The 16,833-nt window shown below is 38.7% G+C and carries 14 protein-coding genes; 8 read left to right on the forward strand and 6 right to left on the reverse strand.

The annotated features are described in order from the left end of the window. Window positions 1–78: 78 nt before the first annotated feature. The gene (locus tag FJR09_RS05850) at window positions 79–327 is read left to right on the forward strand and encodes a hypothetical protein (RefSeq protein WP_254433044.1); all 249 of its coding nucleotides are present in this window, start codon (window positions 79–81) and stop codon (window positions 325–327) included. 66 nt (window positions 328–393) lie between these two features. Here the strand turns inward: FJR09_RS05850 and FJR09_RS05855 are convergent, their stop codons facing one another. Then, window positions 394–795 carry a co-chaperone YbbN gene (locus FJR09_RS05855; RefSeq protein ID WP_148764424.1) on the reverse strand — a complete coding sequence of 134 codons (402 nt, stop codon included), beginning with the start codon at window positions 793–795 and terminating at the stop codon, window positions 394–396. Window positions 796–1,247: 452 nt separating this feature from the next. Further along, window positions 1,248–1,964, reverse strand: a complete 717-nt coding sequence (locus FJR09_RS05860) for an NnrU family protein (RefSeq protein ID WP_015081038.1) — start codon at window positions 1,962–1,964, stop codon at window positions 1,248–1,250. Window positions 1,965–2,341: 377 nt separating this feature from the next. On the opposite strand from FJR09_RS05860, the gene FJR09_RS05865 reads away from it, so the two are divergent. The 3 genes from FJR09_RS05865 (at window position 2,342) to FJR09_RS05875 (ending at window position 5,142) form a co-directional block, all read left to right on the forward strand. Continuing rightward, the gene (locus tag FJR09_RS05865; RefSeq protein ID WP_168653803.1) at window positions 2,342–3,358 is read left to right on the forward strand and encodes a LysR family transcriptional regulator; all 1,017 of its coding nucleotides are present in this window, start codon (window positions 2,342–2,344) and stop codon (window positions 3,356–3,358) included. Between the two features lie 78 nt (window positions 3,359–3,436). Next, window positions 3,437–4,021: a 4-Cys prefix domain-containing protein gene (locus FJR09_RS05870; RefSeq protein ID WP_015081036.1), complete on the forward strand. Its 585-nt coding sequence runs from the start codon at window positions 3,437–3,439 to the stop codon at window positions 4,019–4,021. A 47-nt stretch (window positions 4,022–4,068) separates the two neighbouring features. Beyond that, window positions 4,069–5,142 (forward strand): PstS family phosphate ABC transporter substrate-binding protein, encoded by a 1,074-nt coding sequence (locus tag FJR09_RS05875; protein ID WP_168653802.1) that lies wholly within the window; start codon window positions 4,069–4,071, stop codon window positions 5,140–5,142. Window positions 5,143–5,585: 443 nt separating this feature from the next. Here the strand turns inward: FJR09_RS05875 and FJR09_RS05880 are convergent, their stop codons facing one another. Next, complete coding sequence (locus FJR09_RS05880; RefSeq protein ID WP_015081034.1) at window positions 5,586–6,305, reverse strand: Crp/Fnr family transcriptional regulator; 720 nt, start codon at window positions 6,303–6,305, stop codon at window positions 5,586–5,588. A 374-nt stretch (window positions 6,306–6,679) separates the two neighbouring features. On the opposite strand from FJR09_RS05880, the gene FJR09_RS05885 reads away from it, so the two are divergent. After that, window positions 6,680–7,492 carry a DALR anticodon-binding domain-containing protein gene (locus tag FJR09_RS05885; RefSeq protein ID WP_148279124.1) on the forward strand — a complete coding sequence of 271 codons (813 nt, stop codon included), beginning with the start codon at window positions 6,680–6,682 and terminating at the stop codon, window positions 7,490–7,492. A gap of 212 nt (window positions 7,493–7,704) precedes the next feature. Here FJR09_RS05885 and FJR09_RS05890 read toward each other — a convergent pair whose 3' ends face one another. Then, a complete protein-coding gene (locus FJR09_RS05890; RefSeq protein ID WP_015081032.1) occupies window positions 7,705–8,559 on the reverse strand; it encodes a Cof-type HAD-IIB family hydrolase in 855 nt (284 codons plus the stop codon). A gap of 800 nt (window positions 8,560–9,359) precedes the next feature. On the opposite strand from FJR09_RS05890, the gene FJR09_RS05895 reads away from it, so the two are divergent. Further along, window positions 9,360–9,794, forward strand: coding sequence for a hypothetical protein (locus tag FJR09_RS05895; protein ID WP_015081031.1), 435 nt, complete (start codon window positions 9,360–9,362; stop codon window positions 9,792–9,794). 64 nt (window positions 9,795–9,858) lie between these two features. Here FJR09_RS05895 and FJR09_RS05900 read toward each other — a convergent pair whose 3' ends face one another. Next, window positions 9,859–10,878: a tRNA-dihydrouridine synthase gene (locus FJR09_RS05900; protein ID WP_015081030.1), complete on the reverse strand. Its 1,020-nt coding sequence runs from the start codon at window positions 10,876–10,878 to the stop codon at window positions 9,859–9,861. Window positions 10,879–10,995: 117 nt separating this feature from the next. On the opposite strand from FJR09_RS05900, the gene polA reads away from it, so the two are divergent. Both polA and FJR09_RS05910 read left to right on the forward strand, forming a co-directional pair. Further along, window positions 10,996–13,899 carry a DNA polymerase I gene (polA, locus tag FJR09_RS05905; protein WP_168653801.1) on the forward strand — a complete coding sequence of 968 codons (2,904 nt, stop codon included), beginning with the start codon at window positions 10,996–10,998 and terminating at the stop codon, window positions 13,897–13,899. Window positions 13,900–14,020: 121 nt separating this feature from the next. Next, on the forward strand, window positions 14,021–15,154 hold the full coding sequence (locus FJR09_RS05910) for a saccharopine dehydrogenase-like oxidoreductase (RefSeq protein WP_371260351.1): 1,134 nt from the start codon (window positions 14,021–14,023) through the stop codon (window positions 15,152–15,154). 426 nt (window positions 15,155–15,580) lie between these two features. Here FJR09_RS05910 and FJR09_RS05915 read toward each other — a convergent pair whose 3' ends face one another. Beyond that, a complete protein-coding gene (locus FJR09_RS05915; protein ID WP_168653800.1) occupies window positions 15,581–16,804 on the reverse strand; it encodes a type II secretion system F family protein in 1,224 nt (407 codons plus the stop codon). Window positions 16,805–16,833: the final 29 nt, after the last annotated feature.

The following is a 16,833-nucleotide window of genomic DNA, read 5'->3' on the forward strand; positions in this document are numbered from 1 at the left end:
AGCCCAATACTTTCAAGTTAGCTTGAATTTTCCCACTTCAAACTTGAGTTAACTGAATAATCAGAACTGCTAATAATTGTGACACACACCCTTGAGGATAAAATACCCCACCTGATACCCTTTAGGTGGAGTGTTAAGCATGGTTTTATATTTGGTCAGTTGTTAGTAGGGGCGAAGCATTTGGAAGATAAATTATCGGACATTGCCAAAAATAGTTCTCCAAATGCTTCGCCCGTACAGCGAAGCATTTGGAAGATAAATTATCGGACATTGCCAAAAATAGTTCTCCAAATGCTTCGCCCGTACAGCGAAGCATTTGGAAGATAAATTATCGGACATTGCCAAAAATAGTTCTCCAAATGCTTCGCCCGTACAGTTGTCAGTTGTCAGTTGTCAGTTGTGATTGGAATAATTCTTTCCCCCTGCTCCCTGCCCCCTGACTCCTGCTATATCTATTTTCTCGTGACTTGTATAGGTGAATTTAATTGCTTCTAAGGCTTGACGTAAATCGTCTTTACCGGGAAAACCTTCTAAACGTTGTTTGACTATACCTTTTTCAATTAATAGTAAAGTCGGTAGTGATTTCAGTCTATAGGTATTAGACAACTTAAAATTTTGGTCAGCGTTGACTCCCACCAATTTAAGTTCATCACCACATTCAGCCTGAAATTGTAATAATAGCGGGTGAATGATGCGACATAGTCCACACCAGGGTGCTTCAAAATTAACCAAAACAGGAACTGAAGATTCTAAAACTTCTTGAGTAAATGTCCGTTCATTAACCGACAACACCATGATGCCTCTCGTGATTATAAGGTTTTTATCTCAAAATTAGCTGTCAGCAGCAGCAAATTGGTAAGTTATCCCATTTTGGGGTTTAAATTTTAAATTGAGGATTTTCATGTTTTCCTGCTGACAAAAAAGCCACCGTGATTGTCGCGCTGGCTGTTCTCCATTTCCAATCCTGATTGCTATTGCTTCTGAAAAATTTTACAATGCTGAGAGCGCGGCTGGGTGCAATCTATACATTGCTATTTATTTACCGTTTCCACTAAGGTAGATGGTGACTTTTTGTCTACGTCCATAAAACCCACTTCAGCCTGGCGGATAAATTCTTTCCCCAATCCCAGTTCTCAACAGTTTAATGATATATGTTTGGGTCTATCATACATTGTTTTGGTAGCAAGTGATCAGCACAAAGTTTTATTAGATTTATATGTTTTGTTGATCTTGGGGATCAGACTAAACTACCACATTATCCTACTTGTTGCCACTAATAACAAGGGGTGCGACCACCATAATAGACCAGTAAAAATGGCAACTCCTAAATAAGCAGGGCGGAGAAATTCTTCCCAGTTCCAAGATTGACGTCCATCAATAATCGCTTGAAAGGGGATAATCGAAGTCCGTTGTTTGACCATCTCAAAAGCTTCTCCATAGCGTTGACTTAAACGGCGATCGCCATGCCATACTCCAAATAGGTGATGTATTACTAAACCGATTGAGGTAACAAGAGTGAAACTAGTTCCTAACCACAGGGTATGGGCTACACACCAAATAACCTGTCCTACCATTTGGGGATGACGGGTAATACGGATAATCCCTGTTTCATAAAGATGAACTTGGGGCTTTTGAATAGCCGCAATTTCTAGTAGATTGAAGGTAGCAGGATATAAAAATAAAAAGGATATAGCTGATAGTACCCAAACTAATGCCCCCACTCCTGGTATACCTTGTACCTGCCAAAGTTGCCAGCCATCGTAACGGTGATTAAAAAAGTAAACAATTAAGATCACAGCCAAAGGCAGGCTAATTAATGCAAAGATAATGCGATAAAGCCTCGGTCCAAGGTATTTTTCTGCCCAAGGACGCACAGCAGCCCCCCCGCTATGGGCGATCGCAAAAACTAATTGTAACCCTAGTATGACAAAATGACTGGAGGTAAACCAAGGATTGGACATCATATATACAACTCAATTCAAAATTCAAATTCAAAGAAGCTACTATTGGTAAACATCTTGACTGGTGTAAGCTATTAGCTATCAGCTATCAGTAGTCAGCCAAGAACAGGAGTAAAGAAGACGAATTATTCATTTTCTTGAAGTTACACCCAGGCAATTAGTTTTAATTACCTGTATTTCCGTCTTAAAATCTGATAGCTGAAGGCTGACGGCTGAATGCTTGATTATACACAGGAAGATTTTTGTCAAGATGTTGTGGTAAGTATTTTAGTTAGTTGTTCAAATCTTAACAATGCCATAAATCATGCTTAGTCACCAAACTATTCATTTTGATTTATTTTTAAAGTTGCTCATGAATCCCAGGTTGTGGGTTAAGCCTTATGTCTGACCTTCCTTTTACTTTAGATCAGTTACGAATTCTCAAAGCGATCGCCCAAGAAGGGAGTTTTAAGCGGGCTGCTGATAGCCTTTACGTCTCCCAACCTGCTGTGAGTTTGCAAGTTCAAAACCTGGAACGACAACTGGATGTTCCCCTATTTGACAGAGGAGGCCGTCGCGCTCAATTGACTGAAGCGGGACATCTACTTCTGAGCTATGGGGACAAAATCCTCAGCTTGTGTCAGGAAACCTGCCGCGCCATTGAAGATTTGCAAAATCTCCAAGGAGGTACATTGATTGTTGGTGCTTCCCAAACCACTGGCACTTATCTGTTACCAAAAATGATCGGCTTATTTCGCCAAAAATATCCAGATGTAGCTGTACAATTGCACGTCCATTCTACCCGTCGCACGGCTTGGAGTGTATCTAATGGCCAGGTTGATCTAGCAATTATTGGTGGGGAAATTCCCACTGAATTAGCGGAATCTTTAGAAACTGTTCCCTATGCTGAAGATGAATTGGTACTCATTTTACCCACATCCCATCCCTTTGCCAAATTAGAAACAATTCAAAAAGAAGACCTATATAAACTACAATTCATTGCTCTTGACTCCCAATCAACTATTCGCAAAGTCATTGATCAGGTTTTAGCCCGTTGTGATATTGACACTAGGCGGTTTAAGTTTGAAATGGAACTAAATTCCATAGAAGCTATTAAAAACGCTGTCCAATCTGGCTTAGGTGCTGCCTTTGTTTCTACTTCAGCGATCGCTAAGGAGTTACAAATGGGTGTTCTCCATCGTGCCCCCATCGAAGGAGTAGTGGTGAAGCGGACACTCTGGCTAATATGTAACCCCAATCGCTATAGATCCAAAGCCGCAGAAGCTTTTAGTCAGGAAATTTTACCTCAGTTTGCTAACCCAGCCTGGACACAGGAGGTGTTAAAATTATCACAAATCAATCAAGTGATAAATAGTACATTGGATATAGCAACATCTAACGGTTCTGATGCCAATTAAAAACCTTGTTACCAGTCAAAAGTCATTAGTTAACGACAAATTTCTAATGACCAATGACTCATTTGAATAACAAACAATATGGAAGTCTGCTGCACTCGTCCCCACTGTCAACATCCTAAAAATCACTTTCCTGATTTAGATGATATTAAAACACTAAAAACAGTACCGCAAAAATTTTGTACTAGCTGCGGTATGCCCCTGATTTTACGTGACCACTATTTGCCAATTAAACTTTTGGCTACCGGAGGATTTGGTGCTGCTTTTTTGGCAATTGATCGTGATACTCCGAGAATGCGTCAATGTGTAGTTAAGCAATTTCAACCAAGTGGTAATTTAACGGAAGATGCCTTAGAAAAAGCCAGAATTTTATTTACACAAGAAGCAGGAGTTTTAGAAGAAATAGGTAATGAACATCAGCAAATACCTAAATTATTTGCTTTTTTTACGATTACAGTTCCTAACCTAAAAATAAATAAGTCAGAGCAGTTTTTTTATTTAGTTCAAGAATATATTTCTGGACAAACTCTAGAAGAAGAATTAGTTGAACAGGGCAATTTTTCTGAGATAAAAATCCTAAAAATACTCAGGGAAATTCTCCCAGTTCTCCAGTTCATCCATGACAAAGGTATTAGCAGTAACAACATTATTTCGACTTATTTATAAATTAATGTCTTCAATTCTTTAGAAAAAAAGCACTAAGGAAACCACCCATGGCTCAAAAAAAAGAAACCCTGTCACTGCTCTTATCTCTTGTTCTTACCTCTGGATTAAGCTTGGTTTTGCTGTTGCTTTCTTTAATGGAACATTGGGGACGAATTAACAATAATTCTAGTACCACTAACTCTGCTAATCAGAATCTCACTCAGAACCCCAGTAACAACATTATTAACCCTAATCCGTCACCAGTCAGTAATTGTAAAATCCCCAATTTACCACAAGGTATATTTAGTTATGGTGGTAGTACAACATGGGCTCCTATCCGTCGGGATGTAGACTCAGTCCTCAAAAATAGTTGTCCTCAGTTTGATTTACGTTATACCCAACCCATTAACGAAAAACCAGGTTCAGGAACTGGGATTAAAATGTTGATAGCAAATCAACTAGCTTTTTCTCAATCTTCTCGTCCCGTTAAACCAGAAGAAAACGAAACTGCCAAAACCAAAGGATTTAGCTTAAAAGAAATTACTGTAGCCATTGATGGAATTGCGATCGCTGTTAATCATAACCTAAATATTCCAGGATTAACAGTTTCTCAACTTAAAGATATTTACACTGGCAAAATTACTAACTGGCAACAAGTAAGTGGTACAAATTTACCCATTATTCCCCTATCTCGCAGCAAAGAAGCCGGTGGCACAGTAGATTTTTTTGTCGAAAACGTTCTCAATAAAGATAAATTTGGCAACAATATTAATTACATTGGTACAACCACAGAAGCTATCCGCAAAGTAGCTATTGCTCCTGGTGCTATCTATTATGGTTCTGCTCCAGAGATTGTCCCTCAATGTACAATCAAATCCCTACCAATAGGACGGACAAGTGAGCAATTAATAGCACCTTACCAACAACCAGAAATAACTCAATCTCAATGTGCCAACAAGCCTAACCAGTTGAATTCTCAAGACTTTCGCAGTGGCAACTACCCAATCACCCGCAATTTATTTGTGATTATAAAACAAAATGGTCAATCAGACCAACAAGCCGGGGAAGTGTATGCAAATTGGTTAGTTACATCTCAAGGTCAAGAACTGATTGAAAAAGCTGGATTTGTCAGAATCAAATAAAAGGAGTCAGGAGGAAGAAAGAAGAAAGAAAGAAAAGAATTATCTATAACCTGGAAAAGTGCCTGAGTTTTCATGATACCAAAAGCCGAGATCAATAATTGGAACCAGGTGGGTGGCCCCAATTTGCTGATCTAGCGTTATGAGTGCCTTCATCATAAATGCGGCACTAGAGAACATTTTGTCCAGGACATCTTCATTTCATACCCGATTACCCAAAATCTGTTTGTGGTGGTCAAACAGATTCGTAAAATTGACACTCTCAGGGCTAAAGCCCCTGAGTTTCCGACTTACCGCGAGATATTATGAGGAGCAGGCTCACAGAACTAATTACCCAATTTGGACTATTTAGAATCCGCTGATACCTGCCATTGGTGTGTCCGAGAGTGGCAAGCTCTCAGTCAACATCTATCAATTTGCTGCTCATTAAAGATTTGAACTAGATCCTAGCTGACTCTATTGATAGATTCAGCGGGTAGGCAAATCAGATTATCTCCTTGGGTCAGGATTAAGCCCCGTTGACGTAATTTACCCATTAAACGAGTGACAGTAACACGGGTTGAACCAATGGCGCTGCCTATTTGGGCATGGGTGAGGGGGAAGGGCAAGGAATAACCACGAATGACATCAGGATCAGTTTCGCTCATTGAAGGCTCTCCATATTCCTCAATCAGTAGGGTGAGAAATCCTAAGAGTCTGTCAATTGTCCGACGTTGTCCTAAAGCACTCAACCATAGCAACTTGCGCTGGTGCTGATATCTAAAAGCATCCATAACTTCACGGCGGAAGTGAGGCCAGTTGTCTAGGTCATGCCAGTACATCCACAGCACTGCTGTTTGGTCAACGTGGGCGTAGGACTGGAGTGTAAATGGAGATTGAGCAACAATTTCAAAAGGTTGACCTGCTCCCACAAAACCCAAGAAAGCTTCTTCTGGAGTTCTGTTAATCCGTCTAGATGTTAACTGACTAGCAGTAGCACTGACTTGGGCAGTTCCTACCATGCGAATAGCACCTCTTTGGACTAAATAGAGCAAACCAGGTCTAGCTGGAATTCGCTCATCTTTACTGAAGGTGCGGCAGCGGTAGTGTTCTTGGGCCCAGTCAAGGATTCGCTGCCAAGTTAAGAAAGGACGTGAAGCTTCGGAAAAGGAGGATTGAGATTGCATAGGTAACAAAGAGTGTTTGGCTGAGAACAAAGACGTGATAAGAAAAGTGCAAGGAGTGTCTTTGTGTTAACGGGGTAGGCATAACGCCTAACAGCGTCAGCCCTCCAATGGGATAGAAAGCTAAATTGCTCTCTATTTTTTCTTATACTTCCTACTGTACAACAAGGGTAGTAAAGATTACCCATTTTTTATACATTATTCATCAAATTTTATCCTACTCTCATTTTTCCTTACATAGACTAAACTTCTGTCTGAAGATAGATGGAACAGGATAAAATGATGCACACCATAAATTTTTTACAAAGAAATACGTGTGTTATAGACTACTTTTAGCTCAAAATAAAGCAATTGAGCATTTAATAACTGGATATTTAGTGTCTTTCTTCAGTATTTTTACCAATAGTGGGGAAATTACAAGCATAAAAGGGAAAAAAGTTCCTCTCTATCAGGGAGGATATAATCAGAAAATTTTATATATCTCTGGTATGGCTATGAGCATATCAAAATCTCAGAATTCACCAGCGATGGAAATTGCTCAGGCGATTGTTGAGCATTTATCCCGAAATAGTGCTAGTTTATTTAACGTTAAAGTAGTTCCCCCCGGTTGGATTCATATAGAACTCGTTGACTCTACCTTAGCGGCTTGGTTACACTGTCTCACTGTCAGCGGAAATGAGGAATGCTCACTAGAACAAAGTGAACAGGCAAAAAGTAAAATTTCTGTTCCTAATCGCCAATTAACCAACTCATTAACAATTTTTAAAATTCAATACGCTCATTCACGATGCTGTTCTTTGTTGTGTATAGCAGAAAAGGAAGGATTAATTGAACTTGATAGAACAAATATTAAAGGTTTTGTATCTGTAAACGCTATATCTTGGCTTAATTGTGATCAAAAACTTCGCATTAATCACGCTGATGAGAGTTTTCTGATTTACCAATTAGTCAAAGTGGTAGATGATTTGGTTTGTGCTGATAGTGGTAGTTCCATTAACTGGTCAAAAGCAGGTGAGAATTTGAGTCAAGCTTTTGAGCGGTTTTGGTGTAATTGTCGGATTTGGGGGGAAGTGAAAATTCATGATCCAGAATTAGCTCAAGCAAGATTAGGATTGCTGATAGCGACTCAATTGGTTTTAAGGTCTGTGTTAGAAGACAAATTGGGGATTGTCGCACCTGTAGAACTTTAATATGTGAAATTCAAAAATTCAGATCCCCCACTTCTTTGAGAAGTCGGGGATCTATCTTTCTATCTTGTCGGAATTTTACAAAAACTTTGAGAAATTCTCTTGACAAAATAAATATCTCCGACTACAATCGCAGGTGTGTGAGGAGCGAAATTAGGAAAGACACCGAGACGAAACACGGCCAGTCGTCGGTGTCTTTTCTTGTTTTTGGATTTTTATTTAAGTAAGAATTTTTCCATTGCTATGGCTGCACCATCTAACTCTACACTAGGTGCTACCCAATCAGCGATCGCTTGCACTTGGTCTGGTGCGTCACCCATAGCGACACTAATGCCAGCATAACTGAGCATTTCTACATCATTGAAATTATCACCGATAGTCATGACATGATGACTTTCTAAACCTAGCATTTCTTCAGCTAGATAACGGACAGCATTGCCTTTATTAACATGAGTGTTAGCTGCTTCTAGGAAGGTGGCTACAGATGTTGTCATATATAATTCTGTGGGTTTATATCTATGGCGTAAATTAGTCAAAAGTTGTTGAATTAGACTCGTATCATCACACAAAGCTAAAATTTTAGTGGGTTCATGATCTAATAATTGACGTAAATCACCAACGGGAATAGCATTCACACCACAGCGTTGTTGATAACTTTCCGTTTCTTTGGTAATTTCTCGCACATAAAGCTGGTCGTTGATGTAAAAATGAACTGAGAGGAGCGATCGCAAATCTGGCTGTTCAAAGTATTCTAGGAGTTGCAGGGCAATTTCTCTAGATACAGATAAATGACGGTGAATTTCCTGAGTATTTGGATCTTGAATCCAAGCTCCCTGATAAGCTACTAAAGGCAGCGTAGAGCCAATTTCTTGATGAAACCGCAAAGCTGAACAATACATCCTTCCTGTGGCTATAGCTACCTTAATTCCCTTGGCTTGTACAGCAGCAATCACTTCCTTGACAGGATGACTGAGAGTATTGGATTGTCCCGCAATTGTCCCATCTATATCTAAAACCAACAGTTTAATATCTTTTTCGTCTTGACTCTGATTTAAAGGCATTGTATCCATAAACTCCCCAGTTTTTAGTATTGTTTAAAATTATACGGGTATAAATAGCTCATTTAACCCAACACCATCCCAAATTTGCCCTAGAGATAAGCCATTTCATTGATATACTAAACACGGGTGAGATTTAAACTTTTGCCAAATGACAAAGAACCCAGATGTGTAGGGGTAAAGCAAGAGCTAAACCCCTACGTTTATAATCAAACAATCAAGCCGTTTTGAGTATAAACGCAAGTAACTGATTCGCATTACCGCAGAATCAGGATTTATTCCTTAACGAAATCCCTCAAGAATGTAATTTGTTAACTAAGGGACTTCCAATTACAATATAACTAAAACTTATAGAAACCCAATAATAGTTTTAATATTCATAACTTATGATAATTCAGCTTTAGATTTTCTTAAGAATTAATTGAGAATAATTTTTATTTAGTAACGAGCTTGCAATACTTTTGAGAGTTTGCTACAATTATCGAGAATTTCATAATTGGGTTATTCTTGTCAATTTTCTAATTGACTGACAAGGCTATTTTGAAAAGCCTTTATTTATGGTTATTACAGAAATAAATCCCGAAAAATAATACAAAACTTTACAAATTAACAGCAAGTTCCGAGACGAATTTTTAGACAGCAATTATCCAAAGAATTATATAGAACAAATATACTATTGACATACAGAATATTTTATGATAAGCGAGAGTAATTTTCGGTTGGATATAAAACCTTTAAATCACTATGTTGTATATTAAATCTGGAGAAAAAAATTAGAATAGACAATTACCAAAAACCAGCAGGAAATAACAATGGATAATTTTTCGTTTTTGACCAATGTATTCCCATCAGTTGATATTTTTATAGGATTTAAACCAGCTTTAAAAAGAAATACAAAAGGCAAAACAATTTTTACTTTTTCTGATGTTGATGACAATTTATTAGGGAGTCGGGTATTAAAAGAAGCAAGAGGTCTAAAAAAACTCGCAGTTCCTTCCATAACTCATAAGATACATATTAAATCATTCAATGAAGATTACTATCTCGCTGATGTCAAATTAATGATTGAGGACTGCATTAAAGATAAAATTGCCTATGTCAAGAGAGATTATGGGTTAACACCTGAAGAATATTATCAAGAAATACTAGAAACTCGTGCAAAAGCAAATTTAATTAAAGAGGCTGCTTTAAAAATTGATAAGTCTAAATTTCCCAGTGGTGAGGAATTTGAAGTTGAAACTGAGTAGTTGACACTCTCAAGGTATTGTCTCTATGCTGTACTGATAAATCCAAACTAAATAGTTGCCATAATTACACGCCCAAAGAGGGTGCTAGGGCTAAAGTTTTTGTCAGATCAGCAAGGAGAACGAGATCGCAGAGGTTAAACAGTTCTACCTCAGTCTGCGCCCGTCTCATCAGCCGCAGGAAATTACCTTCAGTGTCAACACTTAAAGCAATGTAGTTAAGGAACATTTTCAGGTAACCTACCCGCGCTCGCTCTGGCATAGTTGAGGCTGTGGGAGTTTGACATAAACGATCAATATAATTGCGTACATCTGCTAAAGGAACAGGTGTGATCTGTTCTCCTCGCAAAGCCTGGCGAATTTGATTAAACAGCCAAGGATTGCCAATTGCCCAGCGTCCCACCATCACACCCGCTGCACCGGTTTGCGAAAGCACTTCCAGGGCAGTTGTCGCCGAATTGATATTACCATTGGCAAGCACTGGACAATCTACCCGTCTTACCGCTTCCGCAATCAAATCATACTTAACTTCCCCGTGATACATATCTTTCACCGTGCGACCATGTAAACTGAGCAAATCAATATTGTGGCGATTGATTATATCGAGAATTTCGGAAAAGTTATCTGTATTTTCAAAGCCTACACGCATCTTCACGGTTAAAGGTTTATCATTCACAGCAGCACGCAGTTCTCCCAAAATCCGCTCGACTTTTTCCGGTTCTCTCAGCAATCCACCGCCAACATTTTTGCGATAGATTCTCGGCGCGGGACAGCCCATGTTTAAATCTACTCCCGCGATATTATATTTGCAGAGTTCCTTTGCTGTTCTCACTAAATCGGGAATACTTTCGCCAATCATTTGTGCAAAAACAGGGCGACCGGTATCATTTTCGGTAATTGCTGCCAGAATTTTAGAATTGAGCCGTGAGGTATCATTGACGCGGAAATACTCGGTAAAGAAGTAGTCAGGACTGCCGTAGTGGGCAATAACTTTCATGAACCACAGGTTTGTCACATCTTGCATGGGCGCAAGAGCAGTGAAGGGTAGGTTTTTCTGAAGCGATTGGGGGAGCGATACCTGGAACATAGAGATGAAGAGCTTTCAACAAAGCATAACTGGATCAAAAAATGGTGACTTAGCTTCTTCAACATAACGCATAAAAAAAATTAAAATAGATTATAGTTTCCCAATTCGGTTAAGCAGTTGACTTTTAATTCTTCAGTTATCAACAAGCCTACATTCATCTTAATTGATGGACACTCACTAGCTTTTCGTTCCTATTTTGCTTTTGCTAAAGGTAGAGATGGTGGACTTCGTACAAAAGCTGGCATTCCTACCAGTGTTTGTTTTGGTTTTTTTAAATGTTTGTTAGAGGTAATCGCTACACAACAGCCCCAAGCAGTAGCTGTGGCTTTTGATTTGGGTTCACCTACTTTTCGTCATCAAGCTGATGATACTTATAAAGCTGGACGTGCAGAAACTCCAGAAGACTTTATTCCCGATTTAGAAAATCTCTATGAGTTACTGCAAAGCTTGAATTTGCCTATACTTACTGCACCTGGTTATGAAGCAGATGATGTATTGGGAACATTAGCACAAAAAGCCGCAGCGTCTGGGTATCGAGTTAAAATACTTTCTGGGGATAGAGATTTATTTCAATTAATTGATGCTGATAAAGAAATTACAGTTTTAAATTTTACTCCAGAAGCTTTAAAACGTTCTACAAATAGTATTGCTGAATTTAAAGCAGAAGAAGTTAAAGAAAAATTAGGAGTATTCCCGACACAAGTTGTTGATTTTAAAGCCTTATGTGGTGATAAATCAGATAATATTCCGGGAGTAAAAGGAATTGGTGAAAAGACAGCAGTACAACTATTAAATACTTATAATTCCCTGGAAGAAATTTATGCAGCTATAGATGATATTAAAGGTGCAACTCAGAAAAAACTAATTACTGGTAAAGAAGACGCGGAAAAATCTCGCTATTTAGCCAAGATAGTTTGTGATGTTCCTTTAGAAATTGATTGGGAAGATTGTCAATTAACAGGTTTTGATAATAGCTTACTCATCCCAATTTTAGAGAAATTAGAATTTAAAAGATTTTTAGAGACAATTAATGAGATTCAACTAAAGTTTGGTGGAGAAGTTGTAGAAAATAAAGTATCGGAAATAATCGCCGAAACAGAGGATGATTTGTGGTTTTTTAGTGCAGAAGACACAGCACAAGAAATAAAACAAAATGCTTCACCAATTCAACCACGCATTATTAATACAGAAGCTAAATTAACGGAATTGGTAGAACTTTTAAGAAAGTTCACAAATTCAGAAATACCCGTTTCTTGGGATACAGAAACTACTGCACTAGAACCACGAGATGCAGATTTAGTGGGAATTGGTTGCTGTTGGGGAACAGAACCAAATGAACTTGCTTATATTCCTATTGGTCATAAAAACGGTGATAATTTAAATCGAGATTTGGTATTAGCAGCACTGCGGCCAATTTTGGAAAGTGCTGATTATCCCAAAGCTTTACAAAATGCTAAATTTGATCGGTTAATTCTGCGGTGTCAAGGCATTAATTTGGCTGGAGTGGTGTTTGATACTATGTTAGCCAGTTATTTGATTAATCCCGATAGCAGTCATAATTTAACTGATTTATCTTTGCGATATTTGGGATTAAGTGGAAAAAGTTATGGAGATTTAGTTCCCAAAGGGAAAACTATTGCTGATATTAGTATTTCTGCGGTTGCTGATTATTGCGGAATGGACGTTTATTCCACATTTGGCTTAGTACCAAAATTACGGGAGAAGTTAGCAGAAACGCCAACTTTATATAAACTGTTGAATGAAGTTGAACAACCGTTAGAAGCAGTTTTAGCGGAACTTGAATATACAGGAGTTCGCATTAATTCAGCTTATCTCAAAGAACTTTCACAGCAGTTGGAAATAGAATTAGCAAGGTTAGAAATAACAGCTACCGAAATTGCTGGGGAAAAATTTAATTTAGGTTCTCCTAAACAACTGAGTCATATTCTCTTTGAGAAATTAGGTTTAAGTACGAAATATTCTCGCAAAATTCAAACTGGTTATTCTACAGACGCTGTAACTTTAGAAAAACTTCAAGAAGTTGATAATACTGGTTTTGTAGAAGCGATTATTGAAAATCGGACTTTATCAAAATTAAAATCTACCTATGTAGATGCTTTACCAGCTTTGGTACATCCCAAAAGCCAAAGATTACATACTGATTTTAACCAAACTGCAACTTCTACGGGTAGGTTATCTTCTTCTCATCCCAATTTACAAAATATCCCCATTCGGACTGCTTTTAGCCGACAAATTAGAAAGGCGTTTTTACCGGAATCAGGTTGGTTAATGGTAGCTGCTGATTACTCACAAATTGAGTTAAGGATTTTGGCGCATTTGAGTCAAGAACCTGTATTAATTCAAGCCTATCAGCAAAATGAAGATATTCATACTGTAACGGCAAAATTAGTCTTTGAGAAAGAAGATATTAGTTCAGATGAAAGACGTTTTGCGAAGACGATTAATTTTGGGGTAATTTATGGTATGGGAGCGCAAAAGTTTGCCAGAGAAACGGGAATAAATCCGATAGATGCGAAATTGTTTATTGAGCGATTTAATGAAAGATACGCTAATGTTTTTGCATATTTGGAGAAAGTGAAAAAAGAAGCTATTGCTTATGGTTATGTGGAAACTATTTTGGGTAGACGACGTTATTTTGAGTTTACTAGTAATAGTTTACGGCAGTTAAAAGGTAGTAAGTTAGAAGATATTAATTTGCAGAAATTAAAGAATTTAGGTCAATATGATGCTGGGTTACTCCGTTCTGCTGCCAATGCACCAATTCAAGGTTCTAGTGCGGATATTATCAAAATAGCAATGGTGCAATTACATGAAGTTCTGAAGAACTATCAAGCGCGGTTATTGTTACAAGTTCATGATGAATTAGTCTTTGAAGTTCCTCCCCAAGAGTGGTCCCAATTGCAACCACAAATTAAGTCGGTAATGGAAAATGCTGTTTCTTTATCTGTTCCTTTAGTCGTTGATATTCATGCGGGGGATAATTGGATGGAAACTAAGTGAACTACCTATATCCCACATTCCGTAATCTCACTTTCACAATTGGTAATTATTGCCGAAAAAATGTAAATCAAGCATAATTAACCCTCAATACCTTGGCCATTTTTCTGCTGTGTTGGGTTTCATGCTATTGCTTTGTAAACGTTCCACAACCCAATCTATAAATCAATATTTTTTTCAATTTGGTAAAGGTATTGATATAATAGTGGTTTTATCTGAAAATTTAGGTTTATGCCACCTTACTAAACTAACTATGAACACACAACCAACAAACCAACCTATTCGCGTCGGAGTTCTGGGATTTGGTGGACTCGGACAAGCAGCAGCAAAACTCCTCGTCAGCAAACGAGAAATGATCTTAGTTGCAGCCGCAGACCAAAAGGGCTACGCTTATTCCACCCAAGGCTTAAATACCCAAGCTTGTATTACCACTTACCAAAATCAAGGGACAGTCGGTTATTTAGAACCAGTTGGGACATTAAGCAATAGCAGTATTCAGGATTTAATCGCCACCGGTCAACCTGTAGATGGTTATTTTCTGGCTTTACCCAACCTTCCTAATGACTTTATTCCCTCGGTAGCCAAAGAGTTTATTAAAGCAGGTTGGCGCGGTGTCCTAGTGGATGCCATTAAACGCACCAGTGCAGTCGAACAACTCCTGGCCATGAAAGACGAACTGCAAGCAGCGGGAATTACATACATGACTGGCTGTGGTGCTACTCCTGGACTGTTAACCGCCGCCGCCGCTTTAGCTGCCCAAAGTTACGCCGAAATTCACAACGTGGAAATTACCTTTGGTGTGGGAATTGCTAACTGGGAAGCCTACCGCGCCACTGTTCGGGAAGATATTGGTCATATGCCAGGTTATAGTGTAGAAGCCGCTAGAGCCATGACTGACGCAGAAGTAGAAGCATTACTCGATCAAACTAATGGTGTGTTAACTTTGGTAAATATGGAACACGCCGATGATGTCATGCTAGAAGTCGCGGGAATTTGTTCACGGGATAGAGTCACAGTTGGTGGTGTTGTTGATACCCGCAACTCTAAAAAGCCCCTAAGTACCAATGTGAAAATTACAGGACGTACCTTTGAGGGGAAGATATCCACTCACACCTTTACATTAGGCGATGAAACTAGCATGGCCGCTAATGTCTGTGGTCCTGCCTTTGGTTATCTCAAAGCCGCTCAGGAATTGCATCAACGCGGCATTTCTGGCTTATTCACGGCTGCGGAAATCATGCCTAAATTTGTGAAATAAGTAGGTGAACACAATAAAACCAAACTGTGTAAAGAAACGTAAAATCGCTGAAAACTTCTTTACTCTTTACTCTTGCCTCTTGCCTTGCTATAACGACAATTTTCAACGCCAACCTACTTAGGTCGGTTGTCAGTTGGAGAAATCTACCATCTACTCCCTGCGGCTGCTTCTTTCTCTAAGGGGGTGTTTGAAAAGTCTAATTTATTATACCCCTAGCGACTAAAAGTCGCGGCTACACAGGCGAAACCCACACTATGGCTAACGCCACGCTACGCTATCGACAAGTGTTACAGTGAGCTTGTCGAACTGCTCAGTGACCACCTGCGTGGGTTGGAAAACCTTAATTTTGTGTTAGGTGGACTTTGCTTGTGTAGTAGCGATTTATAATCGCAGGAAACTTTTCAAATACTTTCTGGCGACCTTTCCTTAACCGATATTGTCATATACTTTGAACATCGGCAAATACATAGCCAGCAAAATTGTCCCCACCATTCCCCCCACTACCACAATCATTACTGGTTCTAAAATACTGGTGAGTGATTTAACTGCCTGTTCTACTTCATCTTCATAAAAATCGGCAACTTTCATTAACATTGCATCTAGTTGTCCCGTTTCTTCACCAATACTCATCATCTGAATTGCCATAGCTGGAAAAACGTTTTCTGTGAGCAAAGCAACACTAATCATCCCCCCTTGTTGAACCTCTTCACGGGCAGCGTCAATGGCATTAGCAATAACCTGGTTTCCTGATGTATCTCGCACAATTTCTAAACAAGTTAAAATCGGGACTCCAGAGCGAGTCAATGAACCAAAAGTCCGACTAAAACGGGCAATAGCAGATTTTTGAATCAAATCACCAAATAAAGGTAGCTTTAGGGCAATACCATCAATCTGTAACCTACCAACAGGGGTTTTGTAATACTGCTTATAAAGAAACCATAATACAAATAAAATCCCAATAACCAACAAAGACCAATAGCTTCGTAAGACTTGACTACAGGTCATTAAGAATAATGTAAGTGGTGGTAATTCTGCTCCTATGGATACAAAAATATCTGCGAAAATTGGAATCAGAAAAACTGTCATGCCCACAAAGATAGCAGTTGCTAAAAAACCCACAACCACTGGATAAGACATAGCTGATTTAATTTGATTCTGTAATCTTGCCATATCTTCTAATAATTTAGCTAGACGATTTAAGACTTCATCCAACACACCCCCAATTTCGCCAGCTTGTACCATACTCACATACAAACCATCAAAACACTCAGGATGTTTACGCATGGAATCTGAGAGGTTAATTCCAGTCTTAACATCGCCACAAATTTCTACTAAAGCAGCTTTAAGTTTAGGATTACTACATTGCTCAGAAAGTACAGTCAAGCCTCTGACTATGGCTACACCCGCATCTACTAAAGCAGCAAATTGACGGGAAAAAATTGCTTTATCTTTAACAGAAACCTTGACAAAGGAATTCTGAATCTTTTGGATATCGAACCGAGAAGCCAAGTTTTGAGATTCTTTTAAATCTTGAATAACAAAACCTTGATTTCTAATATTACTGCGGGCATCAGTCAAGGAATCAGCGGTAAATTTTTCAGTCCTGGATTTTCCTTGAGAATCACGAATACGAGCAACGTAGGTAGGCATAATATTTATTTAAAATTTTAGAATTTGTC

The organism is Dolichospermum sp. UHCC 0406 (genome assembly GCF_009712025.1).
In the GTDB taxonomy this organism is placed as follows: Bacteria; Cyanobacteriota; Cyanobacteriia; order Cyanobacteriales; family Nostocaceae; genus Dolichospermum; species Dolichospermum lemmermannii.

Coding starts and splice junctions, on each gene's coding strand:
- FJR09_RS05855 (WP_148764424.1), bottom strand. CDS start 795: ATGGTGTTGTCGGTTAATGAACGGACATTTACTCAAGAAGTTTTAGAA.
- FJR09_RS05860 (WP_015081038.1), bottom strand. CDS start 1,964: ATGATGTCCAATCCTTGGTTTACCTCCAGTCATTTTGTCATACTAGGG.
- FJR09_RS05865 (WP_168653803.1), top strand. CDS start 2,342: ATGTCTGACCTTCCTTTTACTTTAGATCAGTTACGAATTCTCAAAGCG.
- FJR09_RS05870 (WP_015081036.1), top strand. CDS start 3,437: ATGGAAGTCTGCTGCACTCGTCCCCACTGTCAACATCCTAAAAATCAC.
- FJR09_RS05875 (WP_168653802.1), top strand. CDS start 4,069: ATGGCTCAAAAAAAAGAAACCCTGTCACTGCTCTTATCTCTTGTTCTT.
- FJR09_RS05880 (WP_015081034.1), bottom strand. CDS start 6,305: ATGCAATCTCAATCCTCCTTTTCCGAAGCTTCACGTCCTTTCTTAACT.
- FJR09_RS05890 (WP_015081032.1), bottom strand. CDS start 8,559: ATGGATACAATGCCTTTAAATCAGAGTCAAGACGAAAAAGATATTAAA.
- FJR09_RS05895 (WP_015081031.1), top strand. CDS start 9,360: ATGGATAATTTTTCGTTTTTGACCAATGTATTCCCATCAGTTGATATT.
- FJR09_RS05900 (WP_015081030.1), bottom strand. CDS start 10,878: ATGTTCCAGGTATCGCTCCCCCAATCGCTTCAGAAAAACCTACCCTTC.
- FJR09_RS05910 (WP_371260351.1), top strand. CDS start 14,021: ATGCTATTGCTTTGTAAACGTTCCACAACCCAATCTATAAATCAATAT.
- FJR09_RS05915 (WP_168653800.1), bottom strand. CDS start 16,804: ATGCCTACCTACGTTGCTCGTATTCGTGATTCTCAAGGAAAATCCAGG.